Here is a 17,842-nt window from a genome sequence, read left to right on the forward strand (position 1 = left end):
GAGTGCCACGGGCCACCGGTCCAGTCGGGGCACGGGTCTCCCGACAACTGACCCGTGACCTCCGGAGCCCTCACCGCACCGACGCGGGCCATGGCCGCTCCGACGCGAGGCGGCCCGACCGCGGTCCGCACGCTGAGCCGGCCACTGCTGCTCGCCGTCCTCGCCGCCCTGGCCACCCTCTCCGCCGGCCTGCTGCCCGGCCCGACCGCCGTCACCGTCGCCGTCACGGTGAACTTCCTGGCCGTCGCCGGTGTCCTGGTCCTGCTCGCCCGCGCCGGGCGGCGGAGCGCCCACCCGGCGGGCTGGCGCTGGTACGTCGTGTCCGTGAGCGTGGGCACCGTCGGTGCGCTGGCCGCCGGTGCGGTGCTGCCCTGGGGGCAGACCGCCCTGGGCAGCGTCCCCGGTCAGCTGCTGGTGGTCATCGCGATCCTCCGGATGCTCGACCGCGCCTCGCTGCGAGCCGCGCGGGCCCACGTCGCCACGATGTTCGCCCTCTTCGTGCTCGCCGACCTGCTGACCGTGCACACGCTGTACCACCTCACCATCGGTCGGCAGGGGGTCCTCTCCCTGTCCGAGACGGTCGCCCTGTTCGCCCTGCTCTCCAGCATCGCCGTCGGCACCGGCTTCTCCCTGGTCCTCATCGCGGTCTGCCCTGCCGCCCAGCGCCCGGTCGGCTGGCTGCTGTTCGCCTCCCAGGTCGCCACCGCGCTGGCCGGCGCGTGCTCCTCGATCGCCTCCGGCCCTGGCTGGGTCCAGTACCTGGCCTGCGCGCTGAGCGTCCTGGGGCTGGGCCTGCTCGTGGTCGCCTGCCGCGCCGACCGACCGCTCCCCCGGACCGACCCCCGGAACGTGGACGGCTCCACCCTGGGCGCGCTGCTCCCGCACGCGACGGCACTGGCCGGTGGCTCGCTGCTGCTGCTGAGCGTCCCGGTCACCGGTGACCTCACCGCCTTCGGGGCGGCGCTCGGCGTGCTGGGGCTGGGCGCCCTGCTGGCCCACCAGGTGGCGTCCTGGCGCACCCAGCAGCGGCTCACCACCGACCTGCAGCGCAGCGAGGCCTACTTCCGCACGCTGGTGCGCGGCAGCGCCGACCCGGTGCTGATCCTCGACGACCGGCTGCAGGTGCAGTGGGTCTCCCCCGCGATCACCGCGCTGCTCGGCCTGGACCCCCAGCGCATCGTCGGCCGCTCGATCGCCGACGCCGTCCACCCCGACGACGCCCCGGGCCTGGTCGCCGCCCTGAACGCCACCTCCGCGGACGCCTCGGAGACCAAGACGCGGACGGCGCGGGTGCGGCACCTCGACGGCCGCTGGCGACTGATCCAGTCCCAGGTCCGCGACCTGCGCGGCGACCCCGACGTCGGCGCCCTGGTGCTCTACTGCCGGGACGTCAGCGCGAACGCGCCGCAGCCGGCCGAGCCCGTGCCGGCTTTCAGTACGAGCGACCCGGCAACCGGCCTGCCCAACCGCTCGGCGCTCACCCAGCGGCTCGCGGCCACCCTCCGCGCCCCGTCGACCACCCGCACCTCCCTGGTCGTGCTGGGTGTCGACGGGCTGCCCGTGGGCGACGACGTCACGGTGCTGCGCGAGCTGACCACCCGGTTCGCCCGGGCCCTGCGCGGCGACGACTGGCTGGCCCGCTCCGGGGTGAGCGAGTTCGCCGTCCTGGTCTCCGGCACGGTGTCCGACGCCGAGGTGATCGCCGGCCGGCTGGTCGCCGCCGTCGAGCCGGTCGCCACCGGCAACGGCACCCTGCGGCTGACCGCCGCGGCCGGCGTCACGCCCCTGGACGCCGACGCGGACGCCGGGGAGGCGCTGCGCTGGGGGGACCTGGCGCTGCGCAGCGCCCGCGCGGCCGGCCCCGGCCGGGTCCGCCGGCACTCCGACGCCCTCCGGATCACCCAGCAGCGCGAGGAGACGCTGCGCACCGACCTGGACCGGGCCCTCGCCGAGGGCCAGCTGCGGCTGGTCTACCAGCCGGTCGTGGACCTGGCGCTGCACCGGACCGTCTCGGTCGAGGCGCTGCTGCGCTGGCGGCACCCCGTGTACGGGGAGGTCTCGCCGGCGGAGTTCGTGCCGCTGGCCGAGGAGTCCGCGCTGATCTCCGAGCTGGGGCGGTGGGTGCTCGCCGAGGCCACCGCCACGGTGGCCGCGCTCCCGCACCCGGACCTGGCGGTCGCGGTCAACGTCTCGGCCCGGCACGTCCGCAGCGGCGAGCTGGTCGCCGACGTGCTCCGGGCCCTGGAGTCCAGTGGGCTGCCCAGCTCCCGGCTCATCCTGGAGATCACCGAGTCGGTGCTGCTGGACGACGAGCACGTGACCGACGACCTGGCCGCCCTGCGGCGGCTGGGCGTGCGGATCGCCGTCGACGACTTCGGGACCGGCTGGTCCTCGCTGGCCTACCTCGTCGGCCTGCCGATCGACGTGCTGAAGATGGACCGGCAGTTCCTCGCCGACGTCGAGACCGACCCGCAGCGCCGGGCGCTGTGCAGCTCGGTGCTGCACCTGGGCACCAGCCTGGGCCTGGTCGTGGTCGTGGAGGGCGTCGAGACGGCGACCGAGCTCCAGTTGCTGCGCGACATGGGCCACCGGTTCATCCAGGGCTACCTGCTGGCCCGGCCCCTCGACCGGGCCGTCCTGACCACCCAGCTCCCGGGCCTGGGCGGGGCGGCCGTGCCGACGTCGGCCGCGGGGCTGCCGGGCCCGCCCCGGCCCGCGGACGACGGGCTGCCGAGGTGAGGCCGGCCCAGCAGCCGGTGGTGCTCCTCGGCGCACTCGTCGCCCTGGCCCTCGCCGTGCCGGCCAGCCCCAGCGGGGCGGTGCCGCAGTGGGACAACCTGGTGCTGACCGCGGTCGGGGCGTGGGCGGCGTGGCGCTGCGCCCGGCTGACCCGGGGGATGACCGGCCGCGCCCGGCTGCCCTGGCGGCTGCTGGGCCTCAGCTCCCTGCTCCTCACCTGCGCCGGCCTGGTGACCGGACTGGGCATCGGCGGCGCGCAGGGCCGGTTCGGCGTGGGCGTCCTCGTCCTGGTCGCCGCACTCGGGCCGATGGTGAGCGCCGCGCTGATCGGTGGTCAGGTCCGGGGCACCCGCTGGCCGGTCCTGGTCATCGACGTGCTGATGGTCACCGTCGCCCTCGTCGTCGTGGTCGACGTGTTGGTGCTGGCCCCCGCGATGACGCCGGGGGCGATCGACCCGGTCCTGCAGCCCCTCGTGATCGCCTACGGCGTCTACCCGGCGGTGGCCGTGGGCGTCGTCGGGGCGCTGTGCACGGTGTCGGCCGCGGCCGTCCGGCGCCCGGCGACCGCGGTCATCCTGATGACCGCCCTGCTCGGGCTGGCCGCGGCGCTGCTCGCTGCGCACCTCGTGCAGCCGGCCGGGCCGTGGGCCGCCGGAGCCGACGTGGCGATCGTCGGCGCGCTGGTCACCGGGGTGCACGCGGTCCGGCTGGCCAGCGCCGTCCCCGCGCAGCTCTCCGCTGCCGACACCGCACCGGCGGTGAACACCGCGGGTGTGGCCGTCGACGTGCTGGCGCTCGTCGGGGTGCCGGTCACCCTGGTGACCGCCCTGCTGCTGGACCTCCGGGTCACCGACGGCGCGCTGGCCTGCACCGCCGTCGTCGTCCTGCTGCTGCTGGTGCGGCTGTTCATGCGGATCCGGGACAGCGACCGCATCGAGGAGGACCTGCTCCGCAGCGAGGACGACTTCCGCGGCCTGGTGGAGGCCAGCTCGGACGGCGTGGCGATCGTCGACGCCGGGTTCCGGCTGGAGTTCACCTCCCCCGCGGCCCGCACCCTGCTCGGGATCGCCGACGCCGACCCGCACCCGCTGCTGCTGGACCTGCTGCCGGAGGAGGACCGGGCCCGCGTCCGTCGTGAGCTGGGCACCGCGGCCGGCGGGGCGGCTCCCGCGGTGCACCTGCAGCTGGGCGACGGCGAGGGCGGGCCCCGCGAGCTGGAGGTCACCCACCACGAGCGGCCGGGCAGCGGGCGCCGGGTGCTGCACCTGCGGGACGTGACCACACGGCGACGTCGCGAGCGGGAACTCGAGCGCATGGCGTTCACCGACCACCTCACCCGGCTGCCCAACCGCGCGCTGCTCTTCCAGGAGATGGCCGCCGTGTCCACGGCCACCGGCGACCGCGCCCTGCTGGTGCTGGACCTCGATGGGTTCAAGGCGGTCAACGACTCCGCCGGGCACGAGGCCGGTGACCTGCTGCTGGTCGAGGTGGCCCGCCGGCTGCAGGGTCTGCTGCGCGCGGACGACCTGGTCGCCCGCCTCGGCGGCGACGAGTTCGCCGTGCTGCTGGCCGGGGACGAGGAGGCCGCCGTCGAGGCCGCCCAGCGGGTGGTCGACGCGCTCGCCCGCCCCTGCCGGATCGGCGACCGCACGTTCAGCGTCGGTGCCAGCGTGGGTCTCTGCCTGGTGCACCCCGGGGGCGGCCAGCTCGCGTTCCGGCAGGCCGACGCCGCCCTGGGCGCCGCCAAGAAGGCCGGCAAGGGCTGCTGGCGGCTGCACACCGAGGACCGGGTGGCCCAGGCCGCGGCCGGCAGCTCCGTGGCCATCGCCCTGGCCGACGGGGAGGTCCAGCTCCGCTTCGACACCATCGCCAACGGCGACACCGGCGTCCTCGCGGCGGTGCACGCCCAGCCGGTGTGGGTGCACCCCGAGCTCGGCGCACTGCCCGCCGCGGAGCTGTGGGCGGCCGCCGAGCGGCAGGGGTGCACCGCCGCCCTGCAGCAGTGGCTGATCAGCCGCGCCTGCGGCGACGTGGCCGCCCTCGACGACCAGCTGCTCGTCGCCGTCGACCTGCCCGCCGGGCTGGTGCACGCCGACGAGCTGCCCGGCGAGGTGGACAGCGCACTGCGCGCGGCCGGCCTGGCACCGCCCCGGCTCACCCTCCTCGTCACCGAGGAGGTGCTGCAGACCTCCTCTGCCGCCCTCATCCCGGCGCTGCACGCCGTGCACCGGACCGGCGTCCGGCTCGGCCTGGACGACTACGGGATGGGCTCGACCCTGTGGTCGCAGCTCGCCCGGCTGCCGCTGGAGGTGGTGATGGTCGACGTCCGCAACCTGTCGGCCGGCGGCAACCACGACCGGACGCCGGAGCTGCTGGGCGCGATCGGCCGCAGCGCCCGCGACTTCGAGGTGTCCACCGTGGCCAAGGAGATCACCTCCGGGCAGCTGCTCCACGAGCTGCGCGTGCAGGGCGTGGTCGCCGTCGCCGGCCCGGTGCTGCCGACCGGCCTGACCGTCGCCGAGGTGGCCGGCCTGCTGCGCCGGCCCGGTCCCGCGGTGGTCGCACCCCTGCCGCCGGCCCGGGCAGCCGCCGGGGTGTGAGGCCGGGGTGCGCGGCGTGACACTGACCCGGTGACCGCGCCGTCCCTGCGCTTCCTCGGGCACTCGACCGTCCGTGTCGAGCTGGCCGGCCGCACGGTGCTCACCGACCCGCTGCTCACCTCCCGGCTGGGTCCGCTGCGGCGGGTGGTCCCCCGGCCGGCACCGGAGGCCTGGGCCGGCGTCGACCTGGTGGTGGTCTCGCACCTCCACAGCGACCACCTGCACCTGCCCTCACTGCGCCGGCTGGGCCGCGGCACGCCGATCGTGGTGCCCCGCGGCGCCGGCCGGTGGCTCGCCCGGCACGGCTTCACCGCCGTCACCGAGCTCGGCGCCGGGGAGACCCTCACCGACGGCGGCCTGACCGTCACCGCCACGCCCGCCGACCACGCCGCCCACCGCTGGGGGCCGCACCTCACGCACGGCCCGCACGCGCCGGCGGTCGGGCACCTGCTCACCGGGGACGGCGTCACCGTCTACGCCGCCGGCGACACCGACCTCTTCCCCGGGATGGCCGACCTCGGCGACGACGGCGTGGACGTCGCCCTGCTGCCGGTCTGGGGGTGGGGGCCCACGCTCGGCCCCGGCCACCTGGACCCGGCCGGGGCCGCCCGGGCCGTGGCGCTGCTCCGCCCGCGGGTCGCCGTCCCCGTGCACTGGGGCACCTTCGCCGTCCTCGGGCTGACCTCGCTGCCCAGCCCGTGGCGGGCCCGGATGCGGTCGCTGCTCGTCGAGCCACCCCGCCGGTTCGCGGCCGCGGTGGCCGCCGGGGACACGGCCACCGCGGTGGCCCTGACCGCCCCCGGGGACGCCGTGGCACTCGGCGTCGCGGGTCCCGACCCTGCCGACCACGAGGCCGGCTGACCGGCCCCGGGACCCCCGGACGGGTCGTCGGACGGGAGTTGCCGGGTGCTGATCGAGCCGTCACCCTGGGTTCGAGGGGGAACGTGAAGTTCATGTGAACGCCGCCCCGCCGACGTGCTGGAGGTGGGTGGAGTGCTCGACAGTGGGCTGATGCGACCTGATGCCCGGGCCTGGTTCGAGCACCGCACCACGTCGGCCACCTCCCTGGCCGAGATCGACGCCGAGGCACTGCTGCTGGCCAAACGCCGCGGCGGCCACCGGGTCAGCGTCGTCATGCCCGCGCGGAACGAGGAGACCACCGTCGGGGTCCTGGTCCGCGACCTGGTCGACCGCTGGGTCGAGGGGGTGCCGCTGGTCGACGAGCTCGTGGTCATCGACTCCCACTCCACCGACGCGACCGCCGAGGTGGCCCGGGCGGCCGGCGCCGAGGTCGTCGCGGTCGGCGACGTGCTGCCGCGGCAGGGCGACCGCCCGGGCAAGGGCGAGGCGCTGTGGAAGTCGCTGGCGGCCACCACCGGGGACCTCGTCGTCTTCATCGACTCCGACCTGCTGGGCGACGTCAGCCACTACGTGCCGGGGCTGCTCACCCCCCTGCTCACCGACTCGCGCGTCGAGTACGTCAAGGGCTGCTACACCCGCCCGCTCACCGTCGACGGTGAGCACCGCCCGGCCGGCGGTGGCCGGGTCACCGAGCTCACCGCCCGGCCGCTGCTGAACGCGCTGTGGCCGGAGCTGGCCGGCTTCGTGCAGCCGCTGGGCGGGGAGTACGCCGGCCGGCGCTCCGCCCTGGAGCAGGTGCCGTTCGTCTCCGGCTACGGCGTGGAGGTGGGCCTGCTGGTCGACCTGCTGGGGGTCTGCGGCCTCAACGGGCTGGCCCAGGTCGACCTGGGCACCCGCACGCACTCCCACCAGACCGACGAGGCGCTGGGCACGATGGCCGGTCAGATCGTCTCCACCGTGCTGTCCCGCGCCGAGCGGGGCCGGGCGGACCGGCGCCGTCTGGAGCCCGGCGGGCTGCTCACCCAGTTCGCCCACGACGGGCGCGGGTTCGTGCCGACCAGCCACACCGTCGCCGTCGACGAGCGGCCGCCGATGTGCGCGGTCGACGAGTACACCTCGCTGCGCGCCGGCGTCGTCGGCTGAGGAGCGTCCCCGGCACCGTGCGGTGAGGGCCCGTTCCCCGCCGGGAACGGGCCCTCACCGCACACCCCTCAGGCGAGGGGGGTGTCGTCCAGGGCGGCCGCGAGGTCGGCGGGGGTGTCGTAGATCCCGACGGCCCCGGCCTCGGTCAGCTCGTCGTCCCCGAAGCCACCGGAGCGGACGACGATCGCCGGCATCCCGGCGTTCTTCGCCGCGACCACGTCCCACACCGAGTCACCGACCATCACGCTGCTGGTGTCGTCGGCGGCGCCGAGCATCTGCCGCGCCACCTGCAGCAGGTCCGGCTCCGGCTTGGACGACTCGACGTCGCCGCTGGAGGTGACGGCGTCGGCGAGGTCCCGGGCGTCGAGCAGGTCGAGGAAGACCTCCACGTGCTTCGGCTTGCCCGAGCTGGCCAGCACCAGCCGGTGCCCGCGCTCCTTGATGGCCACCAGCAGGTCGCGGGCGCCGGGCAGCGGGGCGATCTCGTCGATCATCGGGTCGACCTCGGCGACCCACCTGTCCCGGGCCTGGTCACCGATCCGCCGCTCGACGTCGTCCCCACCGAGGGCAGCGACGAGCTGGTCACCTCCCATGCCGATCAGGCGGTGGATGCGCCAGACGGGGAAGGTCTCCCCCAGCGAGCGGAGCGCCCGGTACCAGGCCAGGGCGTGCTGGTAGTTCGAGTCGACGAGGGTGCCGTCGACGTCCATGACGGCGATCGTGGGTTCGGCCATGCCCGGTCCCCTGCCCAGCCACCCGCCCGCCCATCCCCGAGGGGCCGAAGTCGCGACCTCGGCCCCCCGGGGATCAGTGCTGGAGGACGCCGCGGATGACCGTGCCGTCGCGCTGGTCCTGGTAGCCCTGGTTGACCTCGTCGAGCGAGTACCGCTTGGTGATCAGCGACTCGACCTGCAGCGCGCCGTCCTCGTAGAGCCGCAGCAGCCGCGGGATGTCGCGGTAGGCGTTGCACATCCCGTACAGCGCGCCCTGCACCCGCTGCTCGTAGACCGTGGTGATGTTGCCGGGCAGCGCGACGGTCGTCGCCATCGTGTGGTCGGCCAGGCCGGTGAGCACCAGCGTGCCGCCCTTGCCCAGGCAGCGGTAGGCGCCGCCGGTGATCTCCGGGCTGGTCGTGCCGGTGGCCAGGATGACGACGTCGGCCCCGGTGCCGCGGGACAGCTGCCGGGCCAGGCCCGCCGCCTCCCCGGTGTCGGCGACCGCGTGGGTGGCGCCGAGGGTCCGGGCGAACTCGCGGCGGAAGGCCACCGGGTCGACGGCGACGACGGCGCCCGCCCCGGCCATCGCCGCGCCCTGCACCGCGTTGCAGCCCACTCCCCCGGTGCCGACGACGACCACGACGTCGCCCTGGCGCACCGGCCCGGCGTTCACCGCGGACCCCCAGCCGGTCGGGACACTGCACGCCATCAGCGCGGCGACGTCCAGCGGCAGGTGCGGCTCGATCTTGACGCAGGAGAACTCCGACAGCACCGAGTGCCGGGCGAAGGCCCCGACCATGCAGAAGCCGCCGAGCTCCTCGCCGTCCAGCCGGAACGGCCAGGTGCCGTCGGGCAGCTGCCCGGTGCCGATCGTCGCGCCGAGGTCGCAGAGGTTGGACCGGCCGGTCGCGCACCAGCGGCAGTGGCCGCACGCCGGCAGGAAGGAGGTGACCACGTGGTCGCCGGGCTGCACGCCGGTGACCCCGGCCCCGACGGCCTGGACGACGCCGGCACCCTCGTGCCCGCCGACGATCGGGTACCGCTGGCTCTCGAACCGCAGGTGCTCGTCGGAGTGGCACAGCCCGGCGTACGCCATCTCGACCAGCACCTGCCCCGGGCCGGGGTCGACCAGCTCCAGCTCCACGACCTCCCAGTCACCGGGACCCCGCAGCACCGCACCGTGCGTCTTCATCCACCGTCTCCCTGTCTCGAGCGTGACCTGGCCCACGCTAGGGGGTCCGGCGCCCTCTCCCGCCGCGGGGGTGGCACCCAGTGCCATCGCGCCCGGTCGGCGGTGCCCGGGCCGGTGCGGCACGATCGACCGTCGTGACCGGCATCGACACCCCGACCCCCGAGCCGGCGACGCAGACCTCGGTCTGCCCCGGCTGCGGTTCGGTGCTCGCCGTCGTCCCCGGCCTGGCCGGTACGCACGCCGGCGCCTCGGCCAGCTGCGCCGGGCTGTTCGCCGTGACGGTGCGCGGCCTGCGCGAGGAAGCGGGGCAGGACGTGCGGGCCGCTGCGTTGCTGCAGGTGTCCACCGACGCCTACGACGCCCAGCACCTGGTGCCCGGTGCACCGGCCGCCGCACCGGTCCGGCTTGCCCTGGCCCGGGAGCGGGACGTCGACCCCGCACGTGCGGCCGCACTCGGCAGCCGGGTCGACGACGCCGCCCCCCGCGACCTGACCCCACCGTCCCGGTGGACGACCACCGTCGCCGACCTGGCCGCCGACCTGGACGTCGTGGACCTGCCGACCCTGGTCCGCGCCTGGGCCGACGCGGTCTGGGCGGACTGGGCACCGGCACACGCCCGGCTGCGCGCCGCCGCGGACACGGCCCTGACCAGCTGACTCGGTGCCCGCCAGGGTGGGCTGGGCTCTACATTGGCGACCGTGGACGCGGCGGCAGGGGGGCGCCGGGAACGCCGCAAGGCGCAGACCCGGGCGGAGATACGCGCGGCGGCTCAGCGCCTGTTCGCCGAGCGCGGCTTCGACGTGGTGACGATCGCCGACATCGCCACTGCCGCCGACGTCGCGGTGCAGACCGTCTTCAACCACTTCGACAGCAAGGAAGCGCTCTTCTTCGACGGCCGGACCCCGTGGGTGGAGGGGGTCGCCTCCGCCGTCACCACGCGGCCGGACGGCACCGGACCGCTCGCCGCGCTGCGGAACTACCTGGAGGACGACCTCCACCAGTTGCTGGAGCAGGAGACGCAGCCGGAGAACCGCAGCTACGTGGAGGTCCTGGCGCGGTCCACCAGCCTGCAGGAACGGGAGCGGACCCTGGTCGAGGAGGCCGGCAGCCGGGTGGCCGCCGCCCTGGCGACGGCGCTCTCGTCATCGGAGCAGCCGGACGGTGCGTCGGTCGAGCTGCTCAGCCGGCTGGCGGGCGACCTGTTCCTGGTGGCCGGGCGCGTGCTGGTGCTCGCGAACCGCCGGCGGGTGCTCGGCACCGAGCACGGCGCCGCGGCGCGCGGACCCGAGCACGCGAGCACCGCCGCCACCCTCTCCATGCTGGAGGACGGGGTGCGCCGGCTCGCCCGCCAGCTGGACGTCCGGATCGACTGAGCGAGGACTCCGCTGCCGCCGTCCGGCCCCGTCCCGAGCTCGCGGGGGACGGGGTCCTCCGTCAGTCGGGGGGCAGCTGCTCCGGCCCGGCGATCGGCAGCAGCACGCCGGTGACCAGCTGCTCGACCTGCGCGGTGCTCATCGGCGCGGGACCGAAGACCGTGTAGCGCTGCCACCACAGCGCCTGCACCGCCGAGCTCAGCAGCGCGACCCGCTGCGGCGGCAGCTCCCGCCCGCGGGCGGCCTCCCGCGCCGCCAGTTCGCGGACCACGTCGGCCAGCGGGCGCACCAGCGCCTCCTCCAGGCCAGCGCGCAGCTCCTCGTCGTGCCGTGCGGCCCCCATCAGGCTCGCGGCAGCGCGCTCGGCCCGGTCCAGCGGACGGGTCCAGCGGGCCAGCAGCTCGCAGAGGTCGTAGTGCAGTGACCCGGAGTCAGGGGGCAGCTCGACCAGCGGCGCGGTGCTCAGGGCGTGCCGCGCCAACGCGGCCATGGTGGGCCAACGCCGGTAGATGCCGGCCTTGCCGGCCCGGGCGCGGGCAGCCACGCGGTCGCTGTTGAGCCTCCCCCAGCCCTCGTCGGCGAGGATCTCCACCGCCACGGCCACCAGTTGCTCGGACAGCTCCGAGGAGAGCGGACGCCCCGGTGGGCGGGCGCCGGCGGGTCGCGGAGACAGTTCGGTCGTCGTCACCGTGCAATCGTGCCCAAGAAGGTGGAGTGACCACAACAACCGAGCGACTCCACATTCAGATCACATGTCGCCGGGCGTGTCGTCGGAGCGTCCTCAGGCTGACGCGGCGGGCTCCACGTGCACCTGCAGGCTGGCCCCGTCGTCCGCGGTCCAGCCCTTCTCGCCGGCCTGCTGCACCATCCGGTCGAAGTGCTGCGCCCAGCCGTCGGCGGTCGCCTGCGGCTCGGCGGCGGCGCGCAGGGCCGCCACGTCCAGCAGCCCGGTGTCCCCGTCGGTCAGCCGGCCCAGGCCGGCGTCGCGCAGCGCTCGGTCCACGTCCTCGTCGGTCAGCGCACCCACCGCCAGGTGCAGCGTGGCCAGGTCGTCGACGTCGGACACCCGCACCTCGGGCACCTCGTCGGCACCACCGATCACCTCGACGATCATCTCTCTACCTCCGGGACGTGGGCTTATGGGCTGGGCTGGAAGGCCCCGTCGCAGGGACCCGCCGCGAGCGGAGCGAGTGGTGGGGGGCGACGGGGTCCTCACACATGCCAGGGGAAGCGGGAGAAGTCGGCCGGGCGCTTCTCCAGGAAGGAGTCCCGCCCCTCCACCGCCTCCTCCGCCATGTAGGCCAGCCGGGTGGTCTCCCCGGCGAACAGCTGCTGACCGACCAGTCCGTCGTCGATCAGGTTGAACGAGTACTTGAGCATCCGCTGGGCGGTCGGGCTCTTGGCCACGATCCGGCGGCCCCAGTCCAGCGCGGTGGCCTCCAGCTCGGCGTGCGGCACGACCCGGTTGACCATGCCCATCCGGTGCGCCTCCTCCGCGGAGTACTCCTCGCCGAGGAAGAACACCTCTCGGGCGAACTTCTGGCCCACCTGGCGGGCCAGGTACGCCGAGCCGAAGCCGCCGTCGAAGCTGCCGACGTCGGCGTCGGTCTGCTTGAACCTGGCGTGCTCGGCGCTGGCCAGGGTCAGGTCGGCGACCACGTGCAGGCTGTGCCCGCCGCCGGCCGCCCACCCGGGGACGACGCAGACGACGACCTTCGGCATGAACCGGATCAGCCGCTGCACCTCCAGGATGTGCAGCCGCCCGTTCGCCCCGTCGCCCGCCTCGTAGCCGTACCTGCCGCGCACCCGCTGGTCACCGCCGGAGCAGAACGCCCAGCCGCCGTCCTTGGCGCTCGGGCCGTTGCCGGTGAGCAGCACGCAGCCGACGTCGGTGGCCAGCCGGGCGTGCTCGAACACGGCGAGCAGCTGGTCGACCGTCTGCGGCCGGAAGGCGTTGCGGACCTCGGGCCGGTCGAAGGCGATCCGCACCACCCCGGCGTCGACGGCGCGGTGGTAGGTGACGTCGGTCAGCTGCTCGAAGCCCTCCACCGGCCGCCAGGCAGTGGGGTCGAAGATCTCCGAGACGTCGGCGCGGGCACTCACGGCCCCGAACCTAGCCGCCCGCCCCTCCCCTCGCCCTCCCTCCACCGGAATGGCCATCTCGGTGGAGAGGGGGCAGGGTTCTCCCGGTGCGGATCGGGACCTTCAACCTCGCCTCCGGTCGCGACGCCGGGGGTCGCCCCCTGGACGCCGCGGCCCTGCGGGCCGGGCTGGCAGACGTGGACGTCGACGTCCTCGCCGTCCAGGAGGTCGACGTGGCCCAGCCACGGTCGCACGGTGTCGACCAGCCGGCCGAGGTGGCCCGGGCGCTCGGTGCGCCCGAGTGGCGCTTCGCCGCGGCCGTCGCCGGCACCCCCGACCCGTTCCGCAGCTGGACGCCGGTCGACCCGCCGGTGCTCCGCGGGTCCTGGGAGGCACTGACCGGCCCGCACTACGGGATCGCGCTGGTCAGCCGGCTGCCGGTGCGGCGCTGGTCGGTGCTGGGGCTGGGCGCCGGGCGGGCGCGGCTCCCGCTGCAGGCCCCCGACCCGCGGACCGGGCAGGTGCGCCGGTGGTGGTTCCCCGACGAGCCGCGGCTGGCGATCGCCGCCGAGCTGGAGCAGTGCACCGTGGTCTGCACCCACCTGTCGTTCGCGCCGCACACCGCGCTGCGCCAGCTGACCCGGCTGCGCCGGTGGTGCGCCGGGCTGCCCGGCCCGGTCGTGCTGGCCGGCGACCTCAACCTCGTCGGGCCGGTGCCGGCCCGGGTGTTCGGCGCTGCGCGGCTGGTCAGCGAACCGAGCTACCCGGCCCCGGCCCCGCGGGTGCAGTTCGACCACGTGCTCGGCCCGGCCGGCCTGGACCCGCAGCACCCCGAGGTGCGGCAGCTCCCGCTCGGCGACCACCGGCTGGTCACCGTGTCGGTGTCCCCGGGCTGAGCTCCGCGCGCGACCGGGACGCCGACGTCCCCGGTCAGCCGGCCGCGGGGACCTCGTCGCGCTCGCGTCGGCGGCCCGGGGTGGCCGGCAGCCACCGGTCGGCCGCCCAGTAGACGAGCAGGAACGCCAGCGCCAGGAGGACGACGCCGGCGGTGTTCCGCAGCGCGACCGCCAGACCGAGGTCGCGGGCGTTCAGGAAGAAGTAGGGGTACCAGCGGCTCTCCGCCCCGTGCACCATCGTCCAGCCGATCCAGGCCACCGGGTAGAGCATCGCCCAGGCGACCGTGCCGCCGGTGATCCGCGGCCGGGGACCGAAGACCAGCCAGCCGACCACCATGGCCAGCGGGGACAGGTAGTGCAGCACGAGGTTGGTCCACACCGTCACCCCGCTGGGGTCGACGGTGGGCGCGAGCAGCACCGAGAACACCAGGCCGGTGACGGTGATGGCCAGCAGCGCGTCGAGCAGGAGCACCCGCCACAGCCGGCCGGAGCGCAGCGGCTCCAGCGCCAGGGACGTCGCGGCGATCAGCACCAGCACGTTGCTGCCGACCGTGAACAGGCTGAGCCACCGGATCAGCTCCGTCACCGCGGTGGTGCGGCCGCCGGCCGTCTCGACCAGGGTGCGGGTCAGGGACGTCACGAGGCACGCCCCGACGAGGAGCGCCAGCACGGTCCAGTGGACCCGCGCCGCGGTCAGCCGCCCGGTCACGGGGCGGTGCCGGAGACCACGCGCGCGAGCGCGGGCAGGGTGGCGGCGAGCCCGGGGTGCAGCACCGGCAGCGCGTCGAGGGCGAACCAGCCGACGCCCTCGCTCTCGTCGTTCAGCGCCAGGTCGCCGGGCTCGAGCGCACCGGCGGGCGTGGCCAGCACGGTGGTGTAGCTCCAGCCGCCGTGGTCGTCGACCGACTCCGCGCCCAGGACGACGTCCGCCCGGCGCAGCCCGAGCTCCTCCCCCGCCTCGCGCAGGGCGCCGTCGACCGCGGACTCCTGGGGATGCAGCGCGCCCCCCGGCGTGCCCCAGGTGCCGCCGTGGTGCGACCACCCGACCCGCAGCTGGAGCAGCACCTCGACCCCGCCGCCATCGCCGGGCCGGTGCAGCAGCAGGCCGGCCGCCCCGGCGAGCCCCCAGTGCCGGTGGCCCAGGGCGCAGGTCGTCCAGCCGTCGGTCGGAGAGCGCACGCCGACAGTCTGCCGTGGGTCGGTCGACCGCCGCGCGGGACACCGGTCGGTCACGGCCTCCCTCGTCCGCGCGGCCCGGGCGCGGCGGGCAGGATGACGGCATGGAGACCGTGCAGCTGCGCCGATACGTGCTGGAACCGGGCCGGATGGCCGACTTCCTGGCCTGGTTCCCCACGCTGCTGCCGGTGCGCGAGCAGTACGGGTTCCGGGTGCTGTTCGCCCTCGCCGACGAGGAGCACCGGACGTTCACCTGGGCCGTCGCGCACGACGGGGACCAGGACGAGTTCCGCCGGGTGGAGGACGCCTACCACGACTCCCCCGAGCGGGCCCGGGTGTTCGAGACCTTCCCGGCGTGCGTCTCGGACAAGGAGATCGGCTTCGCCGTCTCCGCCGTCTGAGTCCCCGGGCGACAGGGATGGCCATCCCTGTCGCCCGGGTGTTCAGTGCCCGCCGCCCTCGCAGCACTGGTGCGGGTCCTCGATCTCGAACGGCTGGAGCACTCCCCCGGCGGCCCGCTCGACCAGCAGGGTGAGCCGCCCGCCGGTGAACCTGGGCCGCAGGAACCCGTTCGGCCCGGTGTCCACGACGTCGGTGCCGGCCGGCTCCACGCCGATCCCGGTGACCTGCTCGATCGCGGTGGCCGCGACCAGGTCGGTCGCGGAGACCCGCCCGGTGACCGACGCCGACCCCGGGAAGCGGATCGCCCGGCCGGCCTCTCCGGCAGTGACCTCGCGCAGCGCCGTCCGGGCCGGCCCGGCGACGTCCGCGTCGCCGGTGCCGCCGGCCACCACCGGGCCGGCGAGCGCCCGGGCCAGCGCCGACCGGGTGGCCGCCGGGTCGGCCGGCTCCCCGGTCAGCCGGATCGAGACGCCGACCCGGGGCGCCGGGGCGGAGCCGTCCACGTGGGTGCAGACCAGCTCCGCCTCGGCCCCCGACCCGGCGAGCGCCTCGTCGACCGCCGCCAGCAGGTGGGCGTCGGGGAGCTCGGCCCCCGGCGCCGCGCCCCACCAGGGTGCGGTCAGCGCGCCCGTCATCAGATCGCGTCGACGAACACCGGGTTGGCGTAGAACCAGAGGTCCTCCCACGGGTTCGCGTCCCCGACGACGTCCATCAGCGGGTTGCCGTTGCTGTCGAGCTGGTTGCCGTCGCTGCCGCGCAGGCGCACGTAGAACGACCGGTCGACGTTGGTGAACGTGTGCTCGAAGGTCCACTGCGCCCGGCCGCGGCCCACCTCGAAGGTCTTCGCCACGGTGGTCTCCGGGGCGGTGAACCGGTCCCGGTCGCTGGCCTCACCGGTGATCGGGCCGCTGATCAGGTCGACCTTGGCCAGCTTGGGCACGTCGCCGTTGGCGTTCGCGCCACCGGCCACCTTGACGGTGATGGTCACCGTGACGGCCCCGCCACGGCGCACCCAGGTGCGGCCACCGAGCGTGGCACCCCGCGGGTCGCCGTCCTTGACCGAGCGGACCCGCACGTCCAGGGCCTCGATGATGCGGCCGTGCACGGCGACGACCTTGCCGGCCTGCAGGCCCTGCATGATCCCGACGTAGGAGCGGGAGTCCGACCCGACCAGGGTGCTGCTGTACTGGCCGGGCCAGAAGTCGCCGTACTGGGTGATCGGCCGGCCGGTGTCGACGGCGTCGCCCTTGGTGCCGTTGGTGGTGAAGTCCAGCGGCCCCTGCACGCGGGTGTCCCGGAAGACCCGGTGGGAGTCCGAGGTGGCGGTGACCCACCACGGCTTGCCCTCGGCGAGCAGGGAGTCCCACAGCCCGCCGAGGGTCGCGGTCATCCAGTCGAAGCCACCGAAGGTCCGGTAGGACTCCGGCGGGTACGGCACGAACCGGTCCGCCCGGGCGCCGGCGTTGTCGTAGTAGCCGCGGCCGCTGCCGGGGCCGCCCTGCGAGACCGGGATGCCGGCGGCCTGGTGGCCGGGCGCGCCCTCCATGCCGACGGCGACCGACGGGGCGGCGTCGCGCCAGTTGCGGATCTCGTGCGGGCTGTCGATGCCCTGCCGGGCGGGGTGGTTGGCGAACATCAGCGCGATCTCGGTCCGCCGGTTGCGCACCTGGTTGTCCAGGTACTTCAGCGCCTCGATCGCGTAGGCCTCCACGTTGCCGGTCACGCCGTTGGCGGCGAGCACGCTGCCGTCGTAGCCGGCCTCGAAGGCCTTGAGGATGTCGACGGTCGCGCTCCCCGGGGGCAGCATGACCGTGGCGTGCTCGGCGTTGGGGATGTTCCACTCCAGGCCCTGGTAGATCATCGTGCCGGCGTACTGCCGCCGGACCGCCTCAATCTCCGGGGTGATCTTGTCGATCGAGAGCTTCTGGTGGGCGACGCCACCGTGGTCGGTGATGACCATCCAGTCCAGGCCGTACTGCCGGCCCTTGATGACCTGGGTGGCCACGTCGTACTGCGCGTCGGGCGAGTACTGGGTGTGGATGTGGTGGTCGCCGGCGTAGTACCGGGTGCGACCGGTCCACGGGTTGGTGGTCGTCCCCGCGCCCGCGGCGGCGGCGACACCCTGACCGAGGCCGGAGGCGGCGCCGCCCAGCCCGGCGGCGGCACCGGCGACGACGGCGGTGGTGGCCAGGAAGGCCCGGCGCGACACCGACAACGGGTCGTCGGCCTGCGGGTCGGCCCAGGTGCCCTCCACGCCGGAGTCCGCACCGTGCGAGTGGCCGTCGTGGTGGTGGTGGTGAGGGTGGTCGTGGTGGTGGTCGTGGCTCATCGAAGGCTCCCGCATGGTCCGCTGTGCATCTGTCGCGGGAACTCTCCGTCGCCAGGGCGGACCAGCGGGTGACCCTCAGGAGATGATCGGGAGAACAGCGCACGTCCGGGAGCGCGCCATACCTCAGGCCTGTTCGGGGCCTTCGGACAGGGTCCGGCTGATCGCCCGGGCAGCGGCCCGGACACCGGGCGCCATCGGCCGGACGGCGGCCGGCGAGCTGCCCCGCACCACGATCGACAGCGCCGCGACCACCTCGCCGCGGGCGGAGATCGGCGCCGCCACCGAGACCGCGTCGTCGGTGACCTGCCGGCCGCGGGGGGAATGGCCGTGCAC

Annotated in this window: 18 protein-coding genes; 8 read left to right on the top strand and 10 right to left on the bottom strand. The window is 75.3% G+C overall.

What is annotated here, in order from left to right:
* Window positions 1-90: 90 nt before the first annotated feature.
* The 4 genes from FB380_RS04185 (at window position 91) to FB380_RS04200 (ending at window position 7,343) form a co-directional block, all read left to right on the top strand.
* Window positions 91-2,739, top strand: coding sequence for a putative bifunctional diguanylate cyclase/phosphodiesterase (locus tag FB380_RS04185; RefSeq protein WP_166753978.1), 2,649 nt, complete (start codon window positions 91-93; stop codon window positions 2,737-2,739).
* On the top strand, window positions 2,736-5,339 hold the full coding sequence (locus tag FB380_RS25820; protein WP_166753979.1) for a diguanylate cyclase domain-containing protein: 2,604 nt from the start codon (window positions 2,736-2,738) through the stop codon (window positions 5,337-5,339). The genes FB380_RS04185 and FB380_RS25820 overlap by 4 nt, the downstream gene beginning before the upstream one ends.
* A 30-nt stretch (window positions 5,340-5,369) precedes the next feature.
* Window positions 5,370-6,200: an MBL fold metallo-hydrolase gene (locus tag FB380_RS04195; protein ID WP_166753980.1), complete on the top strand. Its 831-nt coding sequence runs from the start codon at window positions 5,370-5,372 to the stop codon at window positions 6,198-6,200.
* Between the two features lie 150 nt (window positions 6,201-6,350).
* A complete protein-coding gene (locus tag FB380_RS04200) occupies window positions 6,351-7,343 on the top strand; it encodes a glucosyl-3-phosphoglycerate synthase (RefSeq protein WP_166753981.1) in 993 nt (330 codons plus the stop codon).
* A 68-nt stretch (window positions 7,344-7,411) separates the two neighbouring features.
* On the opposite strand, the gene FB380_RS04205 is transcribed toward FB380_RS04200, so the two are convergent.
* Window positions 7,412-8,077, bottom strand: coding sequence for an HAD family hydrolase (locus FB380_RS04205; RefSeq protein WP_166753982.1), 666 nt, complete (start codon window positions 8,075-8,077; stop codon window positions 7,412-7,414).
* Window positions 8,078-8,150: 73 nt separating this feature from the next.
* Window positions 8,151-9,251: an NDMA-dependent alcohol dehydrogenase gene (locus FB380_RS04210; protein ID WP_166753983.1), complete on the bottom strand. Its 1,101-nt coding sequence runs from the start codon at window positions 9,249-9,251 to the stop codon at window positions 8,151-8,153.
* A 134-nt stretch (window positions 9,252-9,385) separates the two neighbouring features.
* Between FB380_RS04210 and FB380_RS04215 the strand changes: the two genes are divergently transcribed.
* Both FB380_RS04215 and FB380_RS04220 read left to right on the top strand, forming a co-directional pair.
* Complete coding sequence (locus FB380_RS04215; RefSeq protein ID WP_166753984.1) at window positions 9,386-9,907, top strand: DUF5946 family protein; 522 nt, start codon at window positions 9,386-9,388, stop codon at window positions 9,905-9,907.
* 42 nt (window positions 9,908-9,949) lie between these two features.
* Window positions 9,950-10,624: a TetR/AcrR family transcriptional regulator gene (locus FB380_RS04220; protein WP_166753985.1), complete on the top strand. Its 675-nt coding sequence runs from the start codon at window positions 9,950-9,952 to the stop codon at window positions 10,622-10,624.
* A gap of 61 nt (window positions 10,625-10,685) precedes the next feature.
* Here the strand turns inward: FB380_RS04220 and FB380_RS04225 are convergent, their stop codons facing one another.
* From FB380_RS04225 to FB380_RS04235, 3 genes are all read right to left on the bottom strand, one after another.
* Window positions 10,686-11,312: a TetR-like C-terminal domain-containing protein gene (locus FB380_RS04225; RefSeq protein WP_229681968.1), complete on the bottom strand. Its 627-nt coding sequence runs from the start codon at window positions 11,310-11,312 to the stop codon at window positions 10,686-10,688.
* 93 nt (window positions 11,313-11,405) lie between these two features.
* Window positions 11,406-11,738, bottom strand: a complete 333-nt coding sequence (locus FB380_RS04230) for a hypothetical protein (protein ID WP_166753987.1) — start codon at window positions 11,736-11,738, stop codon at window positions 11,406-11,408.
* Between the two features lie 98 nt (window positions 11,739-11,836).
* Window positions 11,837-12,727 (bottom strand): 1,4-dihydroxy-2-naphthoyl-CoA synthase, encoded by an 891-nt coding sequence (locus FB380_RS04235; RefSeq protein WP_166753988.1) that lies wholly within the window; start codon window positions 12,725-12,727, stop codon window positions 11,837-11,839.
* 86 nt (window positions 12,728-12,813) lie between these two features.
* On the opposite strand from FB380_RS04235, the gene FB380_RS04240 reads away from it, so the two are divergent.
* On the top strand, window positions 12,814-13,602 hold the full coding sequence (locus FB380_RS04240; protein ID WP_166753989.1) for an endonuclease/exonuclease/phosphatase family protein: 789 nt from the start codon (window positions 12,814-12,816) through the stop codon (window positions 13,600-13,602).
* A 34-nt stretch (window positions 13,603-13,636) separates the two neighbouring features.
* Here the strand turns inward: FB380_RS04240 and FB380_RS04245 are convergent, their stop codons facing one another.
* Both FB380_RS04245 and FB380_RS04250 read right to left on the bottom strand, forming a co-directional pair.
* Entirely contained in the window at window positions 13,637-14,311 is a 675-nt protein-coding gene (locus FB380_RS04245; protein WP_166753990.1) for a Pr6Pr family membrane protein, read from the bottom strand.
* Window positions 14,308-14,781 carry an NUDIX domain-containing protein gene (locus tag FB380_RS04250; RefSeq protein WP_166753991.1) on the bottom strand — a complete coding sequence of 158 codons (474 nt, stop codon included), beginning with the start codon at window positions 14,779-14,781 and terminating at the stop codon, window positions 14,308-14,310. The genes FB380_RS04245 and FB380_RS04250 overlap by 4 nt, the downstream gene beginning before the upstream one ends.
* Before the next feature lie 101 nt (window positions 14,782-14,882).
* Here FB380_RS04250 and FB380_RS04255 point away from each other — a divergent pair, with 101 nt between their 5' ends.
* Window positions 14,883-15,179: a hypothetical protein gene (locus FB380_RS04255; RefSeq protein ID WP_166753992.1), complete on the top strand. Its 297-nt coding sequence runs from the start codon at window positions 14,883-14,885 to the stop codon at window positions 15,177-15,179.
* Window positions 15,180-15,221: 42 nt separating this feature from the next.
* Here the strand turns inward: FB380_RS04255 and FB380_RS04260 are convergent, their stop codons facing one another.
* The 3 genes from FB380_RS04260 to FB380_RS04270 form a co-directional block, all read right to left on the bottom strand.
* Window positions 15,222-15,815 carry a hypothetical protein gene (locus tag FB380_RS04260; protein WP_166753993.1) on the bottom strand — a complete coding sequence of 198 codons (594 nt, stop codon included), beginning with the start codon at window positions 15,813-15,815 and terminating at the stop codon, window positions 15,222-15,224.
* On the bottom strand, window positions 15,815-17,509 hold the full coding sequence (locus tag FB380_RS04265) for a PHP domain-containing protein (RefSeq protein ID WP_166753994.1): 1,695 nt from the start codon (window positions 17,507-17,509) through the stop codon (window positions 15,815-15,817). The genes FB380_RS04260 and FB380_RS04265 overlap by 1 nt, the downstream gene beginning before the upstream one ends.
* A gap of 123 nt (window positions 17,510-17,632) precedes the next feature.
* Window positions 17,633-17,842 (bottom strand): IclR family transcriptional regulator, encoded by a 210-nt coding sequence (locus tag FB380_RS04270; RefSeq protein WP_188959550.1) that lies wholly within the window; start codon window positions 17,840-17,842, stop codon window positions 17,633-17,635.

The organism is Modestobacter marinus, assembly GCF_011758655.1.
Classification (GTDB): Bacteria; Actinomycetota; Actinomycetes; order Mycobacteriales; family Geodermatophilaceae; genus Modestobacter; species Modestobacter marinus.

Bases quoted from the DNA above. Each gene is read 5' to 3' on its own strand.
- FB380_RS04230 (WP_166753987.1), bottom strand. From the start codon at position 11,738: ATGATCGTCGAGGTGATCGGTGGTGCCGACGAGGTGCCCGAGGTGCGG.
- FB380_RS04260 (WP_166753993.1), bottom strand. From the start codon at position 15,815: ATGACGGGCGCGCTGACCGCACCCTGGTGGGGCGCGGCGCCGGGGGCC.
- FB380_RS04255 (WP_166753992.1), top strand. From the start codon at position 14,883: ATGGAGACCGTGCAGCTGCGCCGATACGTGCTGGAACCGGGCCGGATG.
- FB380_RS04185 (WP_166753978.1), top strand. From the start codon at position 91: ATGGCCGCTCCGACGCGAGGCGGCCCGACCGCGGTCCGCACGCTGAGC.
- FB380_RS04205 (WP_166753982.1), bottom strand. From the start codon at position 8,077: ATGGCCGAACCCACGATCGCCGTCATGGACGTCGACGGCACCCTCGTC.
- FB380_RS04200 (WP_166753981.1), top strand. From the start codon at position 6,351: ATGCGACCTGATGCCCGGGCCTGGTTCGAGCACCGCACCACGTCGGCC.
- FB380_RS04210 (WP_166753983.1), bottom strand. From the start codon at position 9,251: ATGAAGACGCACGGTGCGGTGCTGCGGGGTCCCGGTGACTGGGAGGTC.
- FB380_RS04265 (WP_166753994.1), bottom strand. From the start codon at position 17,509: ATGAGCCACGACCACCACCACGACCACCCTCACCACCACCACCACGAC.